The organism is Streptomyces sp. NPDC002588 (assembly GCF_040295925.1).
Taxonomy (GTDB): Bacteria; Actinomycetota; Actinomycetes; order Streptomycetales; family Streptomycetaceae; genus Streptomyces.
In genome coordinates this window covers 1-16,725 of sequence record NZ_JBEOWF010000062.1, presented here as the reverse complement: position 1 = coordinate 16,725, position 16,725 = coordinate 1, and the positions used below count along the sequence as shown (strand labels likewise).

Annotated in this window: 17 protein-coding genes and 3 pseudogenes; 8 read left to right on the top strand and 12 right to left on the bottom strand. The window is 67.9% G+C overall.

Annotated features, from left to right (window positions below; genetic code table 11):
- Nucleotides 1-450 precede the first annotated feature (450 nt).
- Entirely contained in the window at nucleotides 451-1,104 is a 654-nt protein-coding gene (locus ABT057_RS44295) for a tetratricopeptide repeat protein (RefSeq protein WP_352350163.1), read from the bottom strand.
- A 20-nt stretch (nucleotides 1,105-1,124) separates the two neighbouring features.
- Between ABT057_RS44295 and ABT057_RS44290 the strand changes: the two genes are divergently transcribed.
- Complete coding sequence (locus tag ABT057_RS44290; RefSeq protein WP_352350161.1) at nucleotides 1,125-1,949, top strand: hypothetical protein; 825 nt, start codon at nucleotides 1,125-1,127, stop codon at nucleotides 1,947-1,949.
- A gap of 56 nt (nucleotides 1,950-2,005) precedes the next feature.
- Nucleotides 2,006-2,476, top strand: coding sequence for an HIT family protein (locus ABT057_RS44285; protein ID WP_352350159.1), 471 nt, complete (start codon nucleotides 2,006-2,008; stop codon nucleotides 2,474-2,476).
- A 75-nt stretch (nucleotides 2,477-2,551) separates the two neighbouring features.
- Here the strand turns inward: ABT057_RS44285 and ABT057_RS44280 are convergent, their stop codons facing one another.
- Both ABT057_RS44280 and ABT057_RS44275 read right to left on the bottom strand, forming a co-directional pair.
- Entirely contained in the window at nucleotides 2,552-2,971 is a 420-nt protein-coding gene (locus ABT057_RS44280; protein ID WP_352350157.1) for a GNAT family N-acetyltransferase, read from the bottom strand.
- Between the two features lie 160 nt (nucleotides 2,972-3,131).
- Nucleotides 3,132-3,281: pseudogene (locus ABT057_RS44275) on the bottom strand (ATP-binding protein); the annotation flags it as partial.
- 145 nt (nucleotides 3,282-3,426) lie between these two features.
- On the opposite strand from ABT057_RS44275, the gene ABT057_RS44270 reads away from it, so the two are divergent.
- From ABT057_RS44270 to ABT057_RS44260, 3 genes are all read left to right on the top strand, one after another.
- Entirely contained in the window at nucleotides 3,427-4,470 is a 1,044-nt protein-coding gene (locus ABT057_RS44270; protein ID WP_352350155.1) for a tyrosine-type recombinase/integrase, read from the top strand.
- 19 nt (nucleotides 4,471-4,489) lie between these two features.
- Complete coding sequence (locus ABT057_RS44265; protein WP_352350153.1) at nucleotides 4,490-4,807, top strand: helix-turn-helix domain-containing protein; 318 nt, start codon at nucleotides 4,490-4,492, stop codon at nucleotides 4,805-4,807.
- Between the two features lie 658 nt (nucleotides 4,808-5,465).
- Nucleotides 5,466-6,437 carry a tyrosine-type recombinase/integrase gene (locus tag ABT057_RS44260; protein ID WP_352350151.1) on the top strand — a complete coding sequence of 324 codons (972 nt, stop codon included), beginning with the start codon at nucleotides 5,466-5,468 and terminating at the stop codon, nucleotides 6,435-6,437.
- A 24-nt stretch (nucleotides 6,438-6,461) separates the two neighbouring features.
- On the opposite strand, the pseudogene ABT057_RS44255 reads toward ABT057_RS44260, so the two are convergent.
- The 9 genes and pseudogenes from ABT057_RS44255 to ABT057_RS44210 all read right to left on the bottom strand — a co-directional run bounded on the left by ABT057_RS44255 (nucleotide 6,462) and on the right by ABT057_RS44210 (nucleotide 14,286).
- A pseudogene (locus tag ABT057_RS44255) lies at nucleotides 6,462-7,700 on the bottom strand (IS701 family transposase).
- A 122-nt stretch (nucleotides 7,701-7,822) separates the two neighbouring features.
- Nucleotides 7,823-8,200, bottom strand: coding sequence for a VOC family protein (locus ABT057_RS44250; protein WP_352350149.1), 378 nt, complete (start codon nucleotides 8,198-8,200; stop codon nucleotides 7,823-7,825).
- Nucleotides 8,201-8,796: 596 nt separating this feature from the next.
- Nucleotides 8,797-8,937: pseudogene (locus tag ABT057_RS49325) on the bottom strand (IS21-like element helper ATPase IstB); the annotation flags it as partial.
- Between the two features lie 258 nt (nucleotides 8,938-9,195).
- The gene (locus ABT057_RS44235) at nucleotides 9,196-9,597 is read right to left on the bottom strand and encodes a GlcG/HbpS family heme-binding protein (protein WP_352350147.1); all 402 of its coding nucleotides are present in this window, start codon (nucleotides 9,595-9,597) and stop codon (nucleotides 9,196-9,198) included.
- A gap of 104 nt (nucleotides 9,598-9,701) precedes the next feature.
- The gene (locus ABT057_RS44230) at nucleotides 9,702-10,988 is read right to left on the bottom strand and encodes a YbfB/YjiJ family MFS transporter (protein WP_352350145.1); all 1,287 of its coding nucleotides are present in this window, start codon (nucleotides 10,986-10,988) and stop codon (nucleotides 9,702-9,704) included.
- Nucleotides 10,989-11,429: 441 nt separating this feature from the next.
- On the bottom strand, nucleotides 11,430-11,735 hold the full coding sequence (locus tag ABT057_RS44225) for a DUF1330 domain-containing protein (protein WP_352350143.1): 306 nt from the start codon (nucleotides 11,733-11,735) through the stop codon (nucleotides 11,430-11,432).
- Nucleotides 11,732-12,421 carry a type 1 glutamine amidotransferase domain-containing protein gene (locus tag ABT057_RS44220; RefSeq protein ID WP_352350141.1) on the bottom strand — a complete coding sequence of 230 codons (690 nt, stop codon included), beginning with the start codon at nucleotides 12,419-12,421 and terminating at the stop codon, nucleotides 11,732-11,734. The genes ABT057_RS44225 and ABT057_RS44220 overlap by 4 nt, the downstream gene beginning before the upstream one ends.
- Nucleotides 12,422-12,509: 88 nt before the next feature.
- Complete coding sequence (locus ABT057_RS44215) at nucleotides 12,510-13,103, bottom strand: TetR/AcrR family transcriptional regulator (protein ID WP_352350139.1); 594 nt, start codon at nucleotides 13,101-13,103, stop codon at nucleotides 12,510-12,512.
- A gap of 307 nt (nucleotides 13,104-13,410) precedes the next feature.
- Nucleotides 13,411-14,286, bottom strand: coding sequence for a LysR family transcriptional regulator (locus ABT057_RS44210; protein WP_352350137.1), 876 nt, complete (start codon nucleotides 14,284-14,286; stop codon nucleotides 13,411-13,413).
- Nucleotides 14,287-14,408: 122 nt separating this feature from the next.
- On the opposite strand from ABT057_RS44210, the gene ABT057_RS44205 reads away from it, so the two are divergent.
- From ABT057_RS44205 to ABT057_RS44190, 3 genes are all read left to right on the top strand, one after another.
- Nucleotides 14,409-15,407 (top strand): NADP-dependent oxidoreductase, encoded by a 999-nt coding sequence (locus ABT057_RS44205; protein ID WP_352350135.1) that lies wholly within the window; start codon nucleotides 14,409-14,411, stop codon nucleotides 15,405-15,407.
- A complete protein-coding gene (locus ABT057_RS44200; protein WP_352350133.1) occupies nucleotides 15,404-15,805 on the top strand; it encodes a nuclear transport factor 2 family protein in 402 nt (133 codons plus the stop codon). Before ABT057_RS44205 ends, ABT057_RS44200 begins: the two co-directional genes overlap by 4 nt.
- Nucleotides 15,806-16,456: 651 nt before the next feature.
- On the top strand, nucleotides 16,457-16,618 hold the full coding sequence (locus ABT057_RS44190) for a MarR family transcriptional regulator (RefSeq protein ID WP_352350245.1): 162 nt from the start codon (nucleotides 16,457-16,459) through the stop codon (nucleotides 16,616-16,618).
- The last annotated feature ends 107 nt before the right edge of the window (nucleotides 16,619-16,725 follow it).

The window sequence follows — 16,725 nt, the reverse complement described above, 5'->3', positions numbered from 1 at the left end:
TGGGACGATGTTCATCAGCCGCACCCAGAGACGGACCCGCACCACCCCGCGTTGCAAAGAGAAGGTAAAGCGGCGGCCGCTCGTCCGGGTGCTCCCGCCCGCGAGCCCGCCCCCCGGCCGCCGCCCGCGCGGTACGGCCTCTTTGCAGCGAACCGGCCCCGGACGTTCCGACTGGATCGCCTTGCTCGAAGCCCGTCACGTCGGCCAACAACGGTGGTCGAGGGCTGTGGCGGACGAGGCTTGTCCTGGTGAAGGACGGCCACGGCCTCTTCGATGCGGCCGAGGCCAATCAGGTACCCGGCCAGGTCGTGGCTGTTTGCGGGGGCGTGGGGGCGCAGCACGGCGACAGCCTCCTCGGTGCGTCCGGCACCGGCGAGCAGCTCGGCAATGTGTCGTGCCGCGTACCAAGTGGCGCCCTCGGGGTGAGCCCGGGCCCGCTCAATCGCTTCGTCAGCCCGGTCGCAGGCGGCTATCAGCGAAAGTCGTATCCAAAGGAGGTCCCAGCCCTCCTCGCCCCCCGCGGGCGGCGGCGAGGGCGTCGAGGTGCGCCAGGCCGTCCTCGGGGCGGCCCTGGTCCAGGTACAGGTCGGACAGAGCATGGAGGATCCAGTCGTCCCCGTTGCGGGCGTCGGCCTGGTGGCGCATCACCTCGATTGCTTCGTTCCCCCGGCCGTGCCGGGCCAGCAGCTGCGCGAGGTGGACAGCCGAGTCGGGGTCGTAGGCGGCAGGTGCGTCAGCCTGCCGATATGCCGCGATCGCCCCCTCCACGTCACCGCGTTCCTCCAGCAGTTCCGCGAGGCGCTGCGCGGCGTACCCCAGCCTCTCGGCTGCTGCGTAGGCGCGCAATTCCCCGGTCCGGCCGTGCCGGGCGAGCAGATCGGCCAGCAGGTCCCGGCCGTTGACCAAGGTGGCGTCCCGGGTTCGGAGCAGAGCGATTGCTTCATCGACGCGGCCCTGGCGTTCGTGGATCGTGGCGAGCAAACCGATCGCCGTGTCGGAATCGAGGCCGCGGCAGCACCACGGAGTGTCACAACGGTGTTCGTCCGGGATCCGGGCGGCGAGCAACTCGGCTGCCTCCGCGTCCCGGCCGGCGCCCTCCGCCACGGCCGGCGGAGTGCTGCTCCTTGGAGTTGCCGGAAGACGACCAGGCCCGAGCGGCCGAGCTTCCCGGCGTCGCGCTCAGCGACAGCGAGGTGCTGCGATTCCGCAGCATCGTCGCCGACATGGTCCACCCGCTGCCCACCTTCGACGTCCGCCAGATCGAGGACCCGGACAAGCCCGGTCAGGGCTTGCTGATTACCTTCCAGCAGGAAACCCGCGACAAGGACCTGCTCGTCTTCCCGCGGGGGGCGCATGTCCGCCACGTGATGGTGGGCAGCCGCCGCCTGATCGCGCACGGCGGCCGCGAGCCGGCCAAGGCCAGCTGGATCGCGTGCGAGTTGCACCAGAGCGGTGCCGGCGCCTTCGCCGCCCATCGCGCCTCTCTTGCCCCGCCGGGCCAAGAGGACGAGACCGCGACTGTGAGCCGGATCCTCGACGAGGACTTGGTCGTGGACATCTGGTGCGGTCTGCGCCCGCTGGCCCGCCATGCGCGGGATCGGGCTGCCGCCGGCGGTCCTGCCACGGTCTCCGCGACCATCTGCCCCGTCGCACCCGAACTGCCGGCCGAACTGTGGCACCCACGCGGGCACGGCGACTTCGGTGGTCAGCTCGGCACCCATCAGACGACGGAGACACCCCGAGTAACGTCCGTCTTGGACATCGACGACCTTGCCGAGAATGGGTCAGCGCTGATCGCGGCTACCTCCGCCATCCGTCATCGCCGGCCTCACCCTGCCCTGGAACTCCGGCGTCGTCGAAGGACACGTCAACCGAATCAGATGTTCAAGCGCCAAATGTTCGGACGCGCCGGCTTCCAACTCCTCCGAAAAAGAGTTCTCCTGGCGTGACTGGTGACTGAGGCCGACAGGGGTTTTGCAGCGAGACAGTTCTACGATCTCATTTCATGACGACTACTCCTGACTGCTACGCCTGCAGCAAGGAAGCAGAGTTCGACGACCTTCCACCACGCGAGTGCGTGGTATCTGACCAGCACTGGCGGGTGGCCCACGACTTCAACACCGCAGTGCCCGGCTGGCTGGTGCTGCTGCCTCGGCGTCACGTTGCCGCAGTTCATGACCTCACCAACGCTGAGGCATCTGCCCTAGGGGTGTGGCAGGTCAAGCTCTCCCGGGCTCTTCGGAGCGTGACTGGTTGCGCCAAGACCTATGTCGTCCAATTTGCCGAAGCCGAAGGCTTCGCGCACGTGCACTTCCACATCGTTCCGCGCATGGCAGATCTGCAACCAGAGCATCGTGGGCCGGGCATTTTCGAGCTGCTTCGGCGACCAGAGCAGGAGCGAGTAACGGCTGACCAGGCAGACCAAATAGCCCACTCTCTCCGAGCTCAACTTCATGGGCACCCGAACGCTCAGTAACCAGATCACGGAATCTGAGCCAGAACCCGAGAAATGACGGCGGCGCGGTGATCGGGCACGGCCCGATGTCTGTGCTCAGCTGCAGTCGTGGGCCTCGCGGGTCATAGGCAGGGTTGGCATTCTTCCTCGCCAGAGGTAACGCTCGCCTGCAATCTCAAGGCCGTGGCGTTGGTAGAACCGGATCGCCCGTTCGTTGTAGTCGGCGACCCCCAGACGGATGCGTGAAGGTCCTGCCCAGGTGAAGAACTCGGTCATCATGTAGCCACCGAGTCCGTGCCCCTGGGCGTGGTCCAGCAGATACATCGGTCCGAGGGTGACCGATCCCGATTCGTCCTGGTGGCCACAGAGATAGCCGACGATCTCCGTCTCGGACCGGACGACACGGCAGAAGTGTGGGGCAGGGTGCTGGTTCGCCACCTCGATGAACTCTCGCCACTGCGTGATGCCTTCCGCAGTGGCGGACGAACCGCGGTGCTCACGGATCCCAGGCCTCATCGACCCCCGCGTCTGCGTTGAGGTAGTTCTCCAGCCAGTTCCGCAGATGTAAGGGCCCCAATACCGCGGCGTCGTCAGGGTGAGCGGCAGTGATCACATAGGCCATGTCAGATGATACTCGTGTACTGGTCAAGTCATTGTGCAACAAGCCCCGGGAGGCTCAGCCGGCTTTGGTGGGGTCCTCGGCTCGTGCACGGGTGCTGGCGAGGCGGTAGGAGTCGGTGCCGGTCTCGATGATGGTGCCGTTGAAGGTGAGCCGGTCGACGATGGCCGCGCAGAGGCGTGGGTCGGTAAAGGTCTTGGTCCAGCCATCTGGGGCTGGCACTTGTTCCCTCACAAGAGTTGTGGCTGCCACCTGGCCGTATCCAGTTCCTGAGGTCCTCGTTGGTTCTCTCGGTAGCAACCTGGTTTTCAAGGTGCTGCCTTGACCGTTCAGGTGCGAGGAAGGTGTGCCGGTGGCCGAGGCCAGACTCCAGGTCATCGCGGGCGGGGCCGTCCCGCAGGAACCGCTGGCGACAGACCCTTGGCAGTTCCAGACCGCATGCGTCGACGCGTTCGTCGCCTCTTGGCGGGCCCGCGGGTTCAGCCCGGTCACCATCGACAACGACATCGGCCTGCTGGAGCGAACCCTCGCGGCCCTGGGGCGACCCGCGTGGGAGGTGACACCGGAGGACATCGACCGGGTGGTCGGTGACCTCGCGGTGAAGGGCCGGGCGACGTCGACCCGGCGTGAGTACGTCCAGATCTTCAAGGGCTTCCACCGGTTCCTGCAGGCCCGCAAGGCCACCGAGATCGAGGCAGCGTTCGGCGTTCGGCGGGTCTGCCCGGTCGACGAGTTCAACGCCTCCCGGCATGTCGGCGACGACTCCCCGGCCCTGGTGCCGCCGCCGACACCGGAACGGGTAGCGGAGTTCTTCGACTTCATGAAGCAACGGATCGCGACCGCCAGGAAGTACGGACCCGCCGCGAGGGACTATGCGATGTTCCGGACCCTCTATCACGCCGGGCTCCGCTCGGAGGAGGCATCGCTGCTGGACAAGCCGGATGTGCACTTCAGCCGCGGCCCGTTCGGCAAGCTTCACGTCCGCTTCGGCAAAGGGGCTCACACCTCCTGGCCCCGGCCCCGCTGGGTGCCCATGCTCGACGGCCTGGACCTGGTGCTGCGATGGTTCCTGGACGACGTACGCCCCAAGTTCCCCGACTCGCCAGTGCTGTTCGCCGACGAGTCAGGCGGAGCCCTGCATCGCGGAACGATCCGCAACCGGCTGCGCTATCTCATGGAGCTCGAAGGGCGGCCGGCCTCGGAGCGGTTCAGCCCGCATGCCCTGCGGAGGGCCTGCGCGACCCATAACTACGAACGCGGCGTCGACCTCTGGTGGCGATCCAACAGATGCTCGGGCACTGGACGGTCAGTTCAACCATGCGTTATGTCCGGCCCTCCGCGACGTTCGTCGAGGACGCCTATCAGCGGGCGGTCGCCGGCACCCTGGCCGAGCTGACCGGGAAGGACACCACGGCATGAAGATCCGATGGCGGCTGCGGATGGCCGCCGCCCAGCGCGAGGTGTGGACCGGGACCGAGCTGCGGCGACTGCTGGCCGAGAAGGCCGGCCTGGAGCTCTCCTCGGCGTCGGTGTCCGCGCTGTTCACCAAGGAACCCTCGCAGGTGAAGATGACCACCCTGGCCGCGTTGTGCACCGCGCTGGAGTGCACCCCCAACGACCTGATCGAGATCGACACCACCCCCGTCGAGCGGCCTGTGGCTCCGCCCCGGCCCGTCGCCGACCTCCCGAAGGCCGCAGGCTCCGCCCGGGGCCGGTCGATGCCGCCTCTGTGACCTGCGGACATCTCCATGAGCAAGAAACAACGGGACTGCGTCACCTGCGGCCGGCCGGTCGGCTATCCCGACCGCCAACACTGCTGCCGGTGCTGGCGCCGGATGAAAGAACAGGCAGCAAAGGCGGTGTGTCCGTCCTGCGGCAAGGAGCGGGTCCTCCAGGAGGACACCGGCCGGTGCATCACCTGCTCGCGCGTCTGCGACCAGTGCGGCCAATCCGTCCGTGCAGCCCACAACCAGCTCTGCGGAGCCTGCCGGCGAAAGACCGAGAGACTCGCCGACCAGCAGCCCTGCCCTCGCTGCGGCAAACGGGGATATCTCCGCGAGGAGACCGGCTGGTGCGGACATTGCTCCCGGCCCCGACAGGACAGGCAGCCCCCGCGGACCTGCCATGAGTGCGGGCAACTACGTCGGCATGCCGGCCTGGGCCTGTGCTCAGCCTGCTGGCAGAAACATCCCGGCCGCCCCTTCATCCGCGGCGAACACCTCCGCAACCAACTCGCCAACCTGGCTGGACGACTTCGTCGCGCATGTCGCGTCCCGTTTCTGCGTCTCCCGGGCCTGCGGCCTGATCACCAGCCTCGGCCGACTCCTGCAGGACGAACACCCCAACTCACCCCAGGCCCTTCTGGAACGGTCCCGACGACCAGGACGCTCGATGGGCACATTCGCCCGCGCGCTTGAGGACTTCTTCACCCATCGCGGCCTGGCCCTGCCCACCGATCAGGCCGAACGACTCGCCGCCGGACGGCGCAAGCGCCGCATCGATGCCGTCCCCAGGCCCCTCAGGCCAGCCGTTGCCGCCTTCGACACCTCCCGCATGCGGGCCCAGGACCGGGCCCGCCGGGCCAGCACTCGCCCCCGCAGCAACCACACCCTGGAAGCCGCCCTGTCCATCCTGCGGGACCTGGCCCGCTTCCTCACGAAGCACCGCGGCAAGGACGACTGGGCCCTGGTCGACGTGCACGACGTCGAAGCCTTCCTGGCCACCTCGCCCAGGGCCCGCAAGGGCCGACTCGTGGTGCTGCGGCAGTTTTTCCGCTTCGCTCGTTCCCAGCGCATCGTGCTGATCGACCCGACCCGCACTCTGATCGTGAAGGAACGCAACGGCTTCCGCGGCCGCACCCTCACCCTCGACCAGCAGCGCGAGCTCTTCCGTCGATGGACGACCAACGATCAGGTTCACGCGCACGAGGCCCTGCTCGGCATGCTCGCTCTGCTGCATGGAGCTTCCAGCACCGAGGTCCGGACATTGAAGATCACCGACATCGACACGGCGGCCCGGACCGTCCGGCTCGGCAAGCGACCCCATCCCGTCCCGCTGGATCCCGCGTCCTGGACCGTGCTGGAACGCTGCTTGAAGCACCGCGCGGAGTGGCCGACAGTCAACCCGCATGTGATGGTCACCAAAGGAACCAAGGCCGGGCAAAGCCCGGCCTCAACTGCCTATGTTTCCCATGTCCTGGACGACTGCAGACACCCACCCCGGATGATCCGCAGCACCCGCCTCGTCGACCTGGTGAACACCATGGACCCCAAGCTCGTCGCCGCCGCCTTCGGCATGGACCCGCAGGCCACCCTCATCTATCTCGCCGACCATGTCGACCTCGGGCGCCTGCCTGACACCTAATACTCCAGCTGTAGATCATGATCTTCATGTCTGGGATGCGGCTTGTCGCTGGTAATGGCTGGCTCGTGCTCGTGCCTGGTGGCGACGTCGCCAGTCGGACCAGCCGAGCCGGTGGGCGACAGCGTGATCAGGCCGGGTGACGAGTGTGGTGAACAGTCGCTGGATCTCGTTGCAGGTGAGCGGGATCAGCCCGTCCGGGGCAGGGTGCCGGGCGTGCTCGTCGGCCCGGATGACTGCGAGGAAGGCGTGGGCCAGCATGGCGAGGGTGACCCAGCGGGACCAGGAGGTGAAGCGGCGGACCTGATGTTCGTCCAGCCCGGTCAGGCCCTTTCCTGCTTGGAAGGTCTCCTAGACCCGCCATCTCGATCCGGCGACCCGCACCAGTGTGGCCGGAGCCACGGGTGCGGGTGACCAGCAGTGGTAGTGGGCGAGTTCGCCGGTGGTGCGGCTGCGGCGGATCAATAGCTGGCGGTGGCCGGTTCCGGGGGCGGCGAGGTCCATGACGGCCCAGTCGTAGAAGCGGTATCCCTTGGCGCCAGCCCCTGCCGACAGCCGCTGCCAGGCCCGTTCGGGGACCTTCGCAGCCAGCGCGTCCACCCGGAACTTCCCGCCGGTAGTGGTGACTTCGGTTGAGCAGGCGATGGCAAGCACGTAGCCGGCCCCGCGTTCTTCCGGCGCGGCCCGCAGCCGGGGGTTGCCGCCGTAGACCTCATCGCCCGCGACCCAGCCCGCACGGTGCCCGGCGTCCAGGAAACGGCCGATCATCCGGGCAGCCAGCTCTGGTTTGGTGGCGAAGGTGGTGTCCTCCTCCAGTCCGGCGGCTCGGCAGCGGTCCGGATCAGCGGTCCACGAGCGCGGCACGTAGAGTTCCCGGTCCACCGCCGCATGCCCTCGGTGGCTCGCGTAGACGAGGTAGACCGCGACCTGGGAATTCTCGATTCTGCCCGCAGTGCCGGTGTACTGGCGTTGAACGCCGACCGTGCAGGTTCCCTTCTTCAGGTCGCCGGTCTCGTCAACCACCAAGACCGCCTCCTCTTCGTGGAGGTGTTCGACGACGTAGTCGCGAACATCGTCCCTGACGGCATCCGCGTCCCAGGAAGCACGGCACAGCAGATGCTGCATACCGCACGGAGTGGCCTCTCCCGCCCACTCGGCGATCGTCCAGCAGTTCTTGCGTGGCAGGTCCGACAGGAGTCCGAGCACCAGCCGTGCCGCCCGCCGCCGCGGTTCGACCCGTGCGAAGCGGCCCGCCAAGCGCCCCATCAGGCTGTCGAAGGTTTCCTTCCAGCGGGCGGGTTCTATGCTGTGGCCCGCGGCCACCGTTTCATCGTCAGTCCACACAACTTGCGATGATCACCGGTGGTTGCGCCCATGTGCGTCCCCTGTCAGTCCCGAACGAGACAGAACGGGTGACCTGCCGGGTCGGCATAGATCCGCCAACTGCGCTTCGCATCACCGACGTCGAGCAGCGTGGCGCCCAGCTTGAGAACCTCTTCCTGGGCCTGATCGAGATCCGTGACCCCCAGGTCGAGGTGGAACTGCTGCGGCCGAGCAGGGTCTGGCCACCGGGGCGGCCGATGCTCTTCCACACGCTGGAAGGCAAGCACGAGCTTGGTGTCGGTGTGGAGGGTCGCCCAACCCTCACCGAGCGCCCACCGTGGGTCCGGCTGGTTCAGGACGCCGCCCAGGAGCGACTGGTAGAACCGGGCGAGCTCAAGGACATCGGCACAATCCAGCACGACACACTGCAGCTTGGCGATCACAAAGGGCAGCGTAGACCAGCGGCACACAGGCCACCGCTGCAGCCTTGATCACGATCTACAGCCGGAGTACTAACCAGCGCGACAAATTCGGTGTTCACAACTGTATTCGATCTGCAGAATAAGCAGAGTGCCGCGTTTCTTGTGTGACCACTGTCGATCCCCGCTCACCGGACCGGTCGCCAAGGTGAAAGTGCCCCTACCCGTCCCGATGTCAGAGATCCCGGGTGTCCGGACACGTCTGGCCCGCATGGTTCGCGGCACCTATGCCCCGAACCATCGACCGGGCGAGTTCAGCAACGACGTCCCCGGCTTCGTCGTGCACCCCGACGACATGATTGGTACGGAACAGCACCCTGAGCCCATGCGTTCAATCGGCTGCTGCCAGGGTCCCGCAGGCGGCAATGGCCTGAATCTGGTCTGCAGGGACTGTGGAGCCGGGGTCGCCACCCGGCAAGCGGACTGTTACACCCAGAACCAGGTGACCTTGGAGCCATCTGCAGTCTGCCTCTCCTTCTCAGATGACTGAGGCCGGGCAAAGCCGAACCCGTTGACTTTCGGTGCCGCCTGGCACGAGTTCGCCGGAACATGTGCGCTTTACCGAAGGATTCGTTGGAGGCGATGGCGACGCTGTTCTTCTCCTCTCGCTCGGTCAGCACCTGGAAGAGGAGTTCGGCGCCGCGGCGGGCCAGCAGCGCGACCTTGGCGCCGCGGGCGGCCAGGCGCTTGGCGGTGGCTTCGCCGATACCGCTGGAGGCGCCCGTGACCACGGCGATCCGGCCGGCGAGCGTGCCGTCGTTGATCAGTTCAGACATGGGGCGAAATTTCCTTCACGACTGTCGGGTATTCACCGCTGCAGAGATCATTCGGGCCGACCGCGGCATGCTGCCCAGTCCGGAGCGTCGCCAATTCGCAACGCGAGGCAGTTTTTCCGTTTTTCCGTTTACGGTGCGTCGATCGCCGGACTGCCTGGGGGCCGGCGGCAGACGGTGAAAGGGTCAGTACGCCTGGACGGCGGCTTCGGCAACGCGGACGTCCTGGTCGACGGTGCCGCCGGAGACGCCGACGGCACCGACCATGCGGTCGTCCGCGTCCACGATCGGCACCCCGCCACCGAAAGAGATCAGACCGCCGTTGCTGTGCTCGATACCGTAGACAGGACCGCCGGGCTGCGAGATCTCACCCAGGGCCCCGCTGGGCTTCGGGAAGAGTATTGAGGTTTTGGCCTTCTTCAGTGCCAGGTCGATCGAGCCGAGCCAGGCGCCGTCCATCCTCGTGAAGTGCAGCAGGTGGCCGCCGGCATCGACAATCGCGATGTTCATCGCGGTGCCCATCTCCTCAGCTGCGCTTTGGGCGGCGGCAGCGAGGCGAGTCGCGACATTCAGGCTGATGGTGGACATGGTGTGGCCTTTCGTTGGGGTGAGCCGTTGCACGCGGTGGCCGACCCCGACGTTCCTGGGGCTGTCACCCGCAGGAACGTCGGGGACAGAGCTGCTCTTTCTCCTCAGTTGCTCCGGTCCTGGAGGGTGTGGGGAGGCCAGGGAGCATGAAGGGTGTGGGGGCGCGACGCGGACGACTTCCGTGCCAGGTGGGACGGTTCGATCATGTGGCCCACACGGTGCGGATAGCGGATCCTGAGCACCGCGGCCGCCAGCGTCGCGGCGGCCAGGACGGTGCTGGCCAGCAGCAGGGGTGCCGAGTAGCCGGTTCCCAGCAGCGGCCGGGAGATCAGGGGGCCGATGATCTGCCCGGTTCCGTAGCCCGCCGTCAGCAGTGCGACGGCTCGCGGCACTTGGAGGTGCTCACCGAGGGCGAGGGCCAGGGAGGTGATGCCCACGAACGTGCCGCCGAAGGCAGCCGCTGCGACGAGCGCGCTGATGTTGCCGGGAACCAGCCCGGTGAGGGCGATACCGGCGGCCTGGAGCAGCAGGGCGACCGCCAGCAGGGTGGGGCGGCTCCACCGCCGGGCCAGGGCCGTCCACAATGCCGAACCGGGGATCGCGGCCAGTCCGACGACGACCCACGCGCCTGCGCCGACCCATCCGGGGGCGTCCTGGGTGATCGAGGCGACGAGGAAGGTGCCCGCGATGATGTAGCCGATGCCTTCCAGGGTGTAGCTCAGCGCCAGTGCGGCGAACCAACGGTGCGTACGGGGGCGGGCCTTCGCCGCGCCGGCCGCCGCCGGCGCCGGTGAGGCCGGCGGGGCGAGGTTCCATGAGGCTGCGGTCAACAGCAGCGTGAGGACGGCGGCGATCCACCACGCCGTACGCCATGTCGCCACCTCGCGAACGGCCAGGACCAGCAGGCCCGAGAATACGATCCCCGCGCCGATACCACCGAATCCCCAGCCGACCAGGTGCGGGGCCGACCGGCGCAAGCCGGACAGCAGCGCCCCGACCGCATGGACGAAGGCGAGCGCGCTGGTGAACCCGGCGATGAGGCGCAGCCCTGACCAGAGGGTGACGTCCTGCGTGAGCGGCATCAGAGCGAGAGAGGCAGCCATCACGATCATCGAGGCACGCATCACCAGGCGGGAGCGGACCAGCCGGGGTGCGAAGCTGCCGGCCAGCGCGCCGGCCAGGTAGCCGACGTAGTTGGCTGTCGCCAGGTTCGCCCCGCTCGTGGCCGAGAGGCCGGCCTGGTCGTGCATCAAGGGCAGGATCGGGGTGTAGACGAAGCGGCCGACCCCGTTGCTGGCGGCCAGCGCTGCGGCTCCCTGGACCGCGATGGCCCAGGGAGCGGGTCCGAGAACCCGATGTTCGACAGGAGGCTGTTCGAGGGTGAGAGTCACGGAAGGGGCCTTTCTGGAAGTGCCTGGCACGGTGCGGCCGGATCGGGCGGCGGCATCGTCGGCGCCAGGTCCGCGGCGGCATCGCCGCCGAGACCTTCCGTGGCCCGCGGGTGGGCTCCGCAGGGTTGAAGGCTGGGTGTCTGACATCTGGGGCACGGCGTTGACCGCGGGCTCCCCGCCTCGGGTCTTCTGACAGACCGAAGCCGTTGCGGGCGCCGAGTGGGCTGAGTCGGCGGCCTACTGCGGGCCACGGCCGTCGATGAGTGTCGTCCGGTCCGCTCCCGTGCCGTGGCTGCCGCCGGGGAAGACGACGACTGCGTCATGGCCGGCCAGGCGGCGAGTTCGCGTCGGCGATCAGGTCGCCGCTGACCGGTGTGGCGCCTGCGGCCCGGACGGTGTCCGTCTGCGTCGGAGTGCGATGCAGACGGACACCTTGTCGTCTCAGCGGGCCTGGGTGTCGTCGACTCCTTCGACGATGAACACGCGGTAGTCCGCACCGGCCCGGCGGTGGGGGAGCGCTGCCTGGTAGGCCGGGCTCTCGTACCAGGCCCGCGCGTCCTCAACGCTCGGGAAGCGATGGATCAGCACACCGTCGAACGGCGCACCCTCCAGGGTTTCGATCGCCCCGTACGCGACGAGGGGTGTCACCTCGTGGCCTGCCCGTGCCGCCCGGGCCGAGCTGGCGTAGAGGGCCAGCTCGGCCGGGTCGGTCACGCGCTCGCGAAGCATGACCACGTAGGCACTCACACGCCGCCCTTGTCGACCAGCTCGATCAGGGCGTCGGCTGCGGGAGCCGAGGAAGCCGGGTTCTGCCCGGTGATCAGCAGACCGTCCTGCAGAACGTAGGGCTGCCAGTCGCCGGTCTTGGAGTAAAGGCCACCGAGCTTGGTGAGTTCGTCCTCGACCAGGAAGGGGACGACGTCGGTGAGCTGGACGGCCTCCTCCTCGGAGTTGGCGAATCCGGTGACCCTCTTACCCGAGACCAGCGGGGTGCCGTCCTCGTTGACGGTGTGGCGCAGGACGCCGGGTGCGTGGCACACGAGTCCCACCGGCTTGCCGGAGCGGAGAGTGGTTTCGATCAGCCGGGCGGAGACGGTGTCCTCGGCCAGGTCCCACAGCGGTCCGTGTCCGCCGGGGTAGAAGACCGTGTCGAAATCGCCGGCCGAGACCGCGTCGAGGCGCACGGTGTTGGCCAGTGCGTTGGTCGCCTCGGGGTCGGCCTCGAAGCGCCGGGTGTCGTCGGTCTGGAAGCCGGGTTCGTTGCTCTTGGGGTCCAGCGGCGGCTGTCCGCCCTTCGGGGAGGCGAGGGTGATCTCCCAGCCGGCCTCCTTGAAGCGGTAGTACGGAGCCGCCAGCTCCTCCAGCCAGAACCCGGTCTTGTGGCCGGTGTTTCCCAGCTCGTCGTGCGAGGTGAGGACGATCAGAACCTTCATGACACACTCCTTGTGTGATTAGACCAGTCTACTAGTGACGCTGAAACTGGGTGCCCCATGACCGGACCGGGCATGAGGCGCGGGCCTTCTACAGGTGCAGAAGCCTGCGGGTTGTCGCTGTGGCGGTGTCGAGCGGGGCCAGACTACGGTGGATCTTGGCCATGACGCTGGCGCCGAGCCACATGTCGTACAGGGACTGTGCGACGTCGCGGGCTTCACCGTCGACCGAGAGAGAGCCGTCCTCCAGGCCGCCGGCGATCGTCCGCTCGATACGGTCGACGACGGCGCTCGTGCCTTCCTTCAGGGCCAGGCGCATCGACTCGGACAAGTCCGCGACCTCGGCGCCGAGTTTCACGGCCAGGCACTTGCCCTGGCACTCCTCGACGCTCTGGGTCTCGCGCCACTGCTGCCAGTAGGCCATCAGTCGCTCGGCCGACGACTGGCCGGAGCGGGCGAGAATACCGTCCATGTCCGTGAGGTAGTCCGCGAAGTAGCTCTTCAGGATCGCTTCACCGAAGGCGTCCTTCGAGGCGAAGTAGTGATAGAAGGACCCCTTCGGCACGCCGGCCTCCGCGAGCACCTCGTTGATACCGACAGCCGAGTAACCCTTGCGGGCCATGATCCGCTGGGCGGTGTCGAGGATGATCCGACGGGTGTCCGTGGTGCGCGTGGCGACTGGCATGCAAGAACCGTAGCAGCCGAGTAGACCAGTCGTCTAGAGTCCACGGCCGGGCGCGCGATCTGACGGGTGTCCGCGTACTCGTCCGAGTGCACCAACGAGCAGGCGGACACCAGGGGCGCTCTTCGGCATCGGCAGCGGTCGCGCCCCGCTTGGGGGCCCTGGCCGGGGCCGGGTCGGGCAGCCTGGTCGAACCTGCCGCGGTCGCGTCCTGCTCGCGCGTTGGGCGAAGTCGCCGCCGCGCTTTGGGTTGTACCCCTCAGGCTGGACGATGCCTGCCGGCTATGGTCATCGCCCGGCCTGGTCCCGGTCAGGATGGCGGGCCGCTCAGGACGGCCTTGGCCGTCAGCCGGAGATTCCTGATCATCGGATTCGGGTCGCCCTTGCGGCTGACCAGGACGACCCTGCTGGGGGGTGCGTCCTCGAGCGGGACGGTGACGAGGTCGGGACGTAGTGAGCTGCGCCGATCTCCGACCGGTAGTACGGCGATCGCCCTGCCACTCGAGACGAGTTCGAGCTTGTCCTCGTAGCTCTCGATCGGCGGCACGTCGGCCCCGAGGATCCGGTAGGAAGTCCAGTCCGCGGTCTCGAACGCGCACGGCGCCGCCTCTTGGCCGGCCAGTTCTTCCGCAGTCACCGACGCGCGGTCGGCCAAGGGATGACCGTGCGGGACCACGAGCATCCGGGGCTCCTCGTACAGCGGGGTGGTGAACACGTCCTCGGCGGCGAACGGCAGCGGGGCCCGCGCGATCAGGGCGTCGACGCGCTTGTCGGACAGCGCCCCGACGTCGCGGCAACTCAGATGCCGGGTGCTGATCTCCGCGTCAGGGTGACGACGGCGCAGTTCCCGTACCGCGGCAGTGATCACAAGGTCTTCGACGTAGCCGATGGCGATTCGTTCGGTCTCGGCTTGTTCACGCACGGCCAACTCGGCCCGGTGGGCGGCCTGCAGCAGGGCTTGGGCCCGGGGGAGGAACGTCTGGCCGGCCGGAGTGAGCCGGGTGCCCTGGGGGGTGCGGTCCAGCAGTCGTGCGCCGAGATATTTCTCGAGCCGTTGGATCTGGCGGCTCAGCGCCGGCTGGGCCACGTGCAGGTCGGCGGCGGCCCGGCCAAAGTGCTGGTGCGCCGCCACCACGGTGAAGTAGCGCACCAGCCGCAGTTCCATGTCCTGTCCGAGATCGTTCACCCTTGCAGCGTACGTGTCATGCCGTTTCGGAATGACGAGGTTGCCGAACCGGTCTTGGACGGCCATGCCGTCCTGGATCTTGACTGAAGGGGCAACGTCTCCCCGAGAAAGCGACAGGCGCGATGAAGGCGATCCAGTTCCACGAAGCAGGCGGGCCGGAAGTTCTGCAGTACGACGAGGTGCCGGTCCCCGAGATCGGCCCGGGCGAGGTGCTCGTCCGGGTGCACGCGGTGGGCATCAACCCGCCGGACTGGTACCTGCGTGAGGGGATGAAGGTCATGCCGGCCGAGATGAGGCCGGTGCTGGAGTTCCCCCTGATCCCCGGAACGGACATGTCGGGCGTGGTCCAGGCGGTCGCTCCGGACGTGCGGGGGTTCGCCGTCGGTGACGAGGTCTTCGGCATGCTGCGGTTCCCCGGATTCGACGGCCGGACCTACTCCGAGTACGTGGCCGCGCCGGCTTCGGAGCTGGCTCACAAGCCGGCCGGTATCGACCACGTGCAGGCGGCCGGGGCGCCGATGGCCGTGTTGACGGCCTGGCAGTACCTGGTTGATCTCGGCCACGACGTGCCGTCTCCCTTCACCGGCGAGGTGCACCGGCCGGTGCCGATCACGCCGGGGATGACCGTGCTGGTCAATGGGGCCGCCGGTGGAGTGGGCCACTTCGCGGTGCAGCTGGCGAAGTGGAAGGGGGCACACGTCATCGCGGTGGCCTCGGGCCGGCACGAGCAGTTCCTGCGCAAGCTCGGCGCCGATGAGTTCATCGACTACACCACGACGCGGGCCGCGGACGTGGTCAGCGGCGTCGACCTGGTGATCGACACCGTCGGTGGCCCGGACAGCTCACGCTTCCTGAGCGTGCTCACGCGCGGCGGCACCATGCTTCCGGTGTTCTTCGCCCAGTACGACCCGGAAGAGACGGCGCGTCTGGGCATCACCGTCTCGAACATTCAGGTGCGTTCCAACGGCCCCCAGCTCGCTGGGATCGGGCGCCTGTTCGACGAGGGCAAGCTCCAGGTCGGGGTGGACAGCACCTACCCGCTGTCCGAGGCGGGCCGCGCACACACGCGGGCCGCGCAGGGCCACATCCAGGGCAAGATCGTGCTGACGGTGGTCTCGTGATCGCCGAACTCCAGCAGGCGGTGGCGCGCTACGCCCACGCCCTTGACGAGCTGAATGTGCCCGAGCTGGAAGCCGTCCTGGCCGAAGACACCACCTGGACCTTCACGATGCCTGGGCAAAGGGTGCTCGGCCCGGTCTCCGGACGCACGGCGGTGCTCGACTTCATCCGTGCCGGACACACGGCCCAGGCCGGAAGGACACGGCACCACTTGAGCAATGTCGTGGCCACGACGATGGACGCCGCCACCGCCGAGGTGCGGGCCTACCTGCTGCAGACGAGGAATACCGGCGAGAGCATCCAGATCATCTCGACCGGGGTCTATACGTTCGGCCTGCGTCAGTCCGACGGTGAGTGGCGGATTGCCGAGCTCACCCTGACGCTGGACAACGTTTTGTAGGGCGCCGCCGGGCAGTGCGTCCGGCGATCACCGGATGGCTGGCAGTGGCGCTCGGGCATCGATTGTGCCGAATCCGAACAGTACGGCCCCGTGCGGGGAGATGATCAGCCGGTCGACGGGTTGTTGAACGCCGGTGGGCCCGGTTGCCCCCGTGGCAGATCGGGCAGACAGTCGGGGACAGCCAGAGTGGTGACGGCCCTTCCGACGGTCGCGGGGGCGGAGCCTTCGACGTGGAGCGCAGGTAGGCGGCGACAGCGCCTGGTGCGGCGAGAGCTGTACGCCTTGTCACCGCTGACGTGACTGGGCCGGTTGCGGGCTGCTTACCCTGCGGGCAAATACTGCGATTCTCGAATACCGACACTCCACCAGTGGCATGTCGACACGGTGGACACGGGGATCGTGGCGGTCGCGGGCTCCCCGGCCCGCCCCGCCTACCTCGTGGTCCGGCTCCCGGACGGCACCCTCGCCCAGACAGCGCAGCTGGACAGCAGCCTGCGCGCCGCCGGCGGCAGGCGCTCGGACTTCAGTGACCTCCTTGATGCGGAAGCCGGACTTCGCGAGGCTCTTGGGGTACGGCCCGGCACGGACGCGGCTGTCCCTCTTCGAACTCCGCTTCCTGCGACTGACCGCAGGCTTTGGTCGTACGACGAGATCGCGGCGTACATCGGTGCGCGGACCGACTCGGTGCGTTCCTACCGCAAGCACGGCTTGCTTCCGCCTCCCGATGTGGTGGAGGGCGGCAAACCGTATTGGCTCGCGGATACCGTCCAGACCTGGCTGGCCCGTAGCCGCCATCAACCGCCCCCGCTGTGACACCAACGACTAAGCTTGACTCTGACGCGTAAATATCACCAGGTCAGGGTGGGTGTGGACATGACTGTGTGCCCGGTGGCCGCGGAGGACCGCCGGGTGTTCGGGCT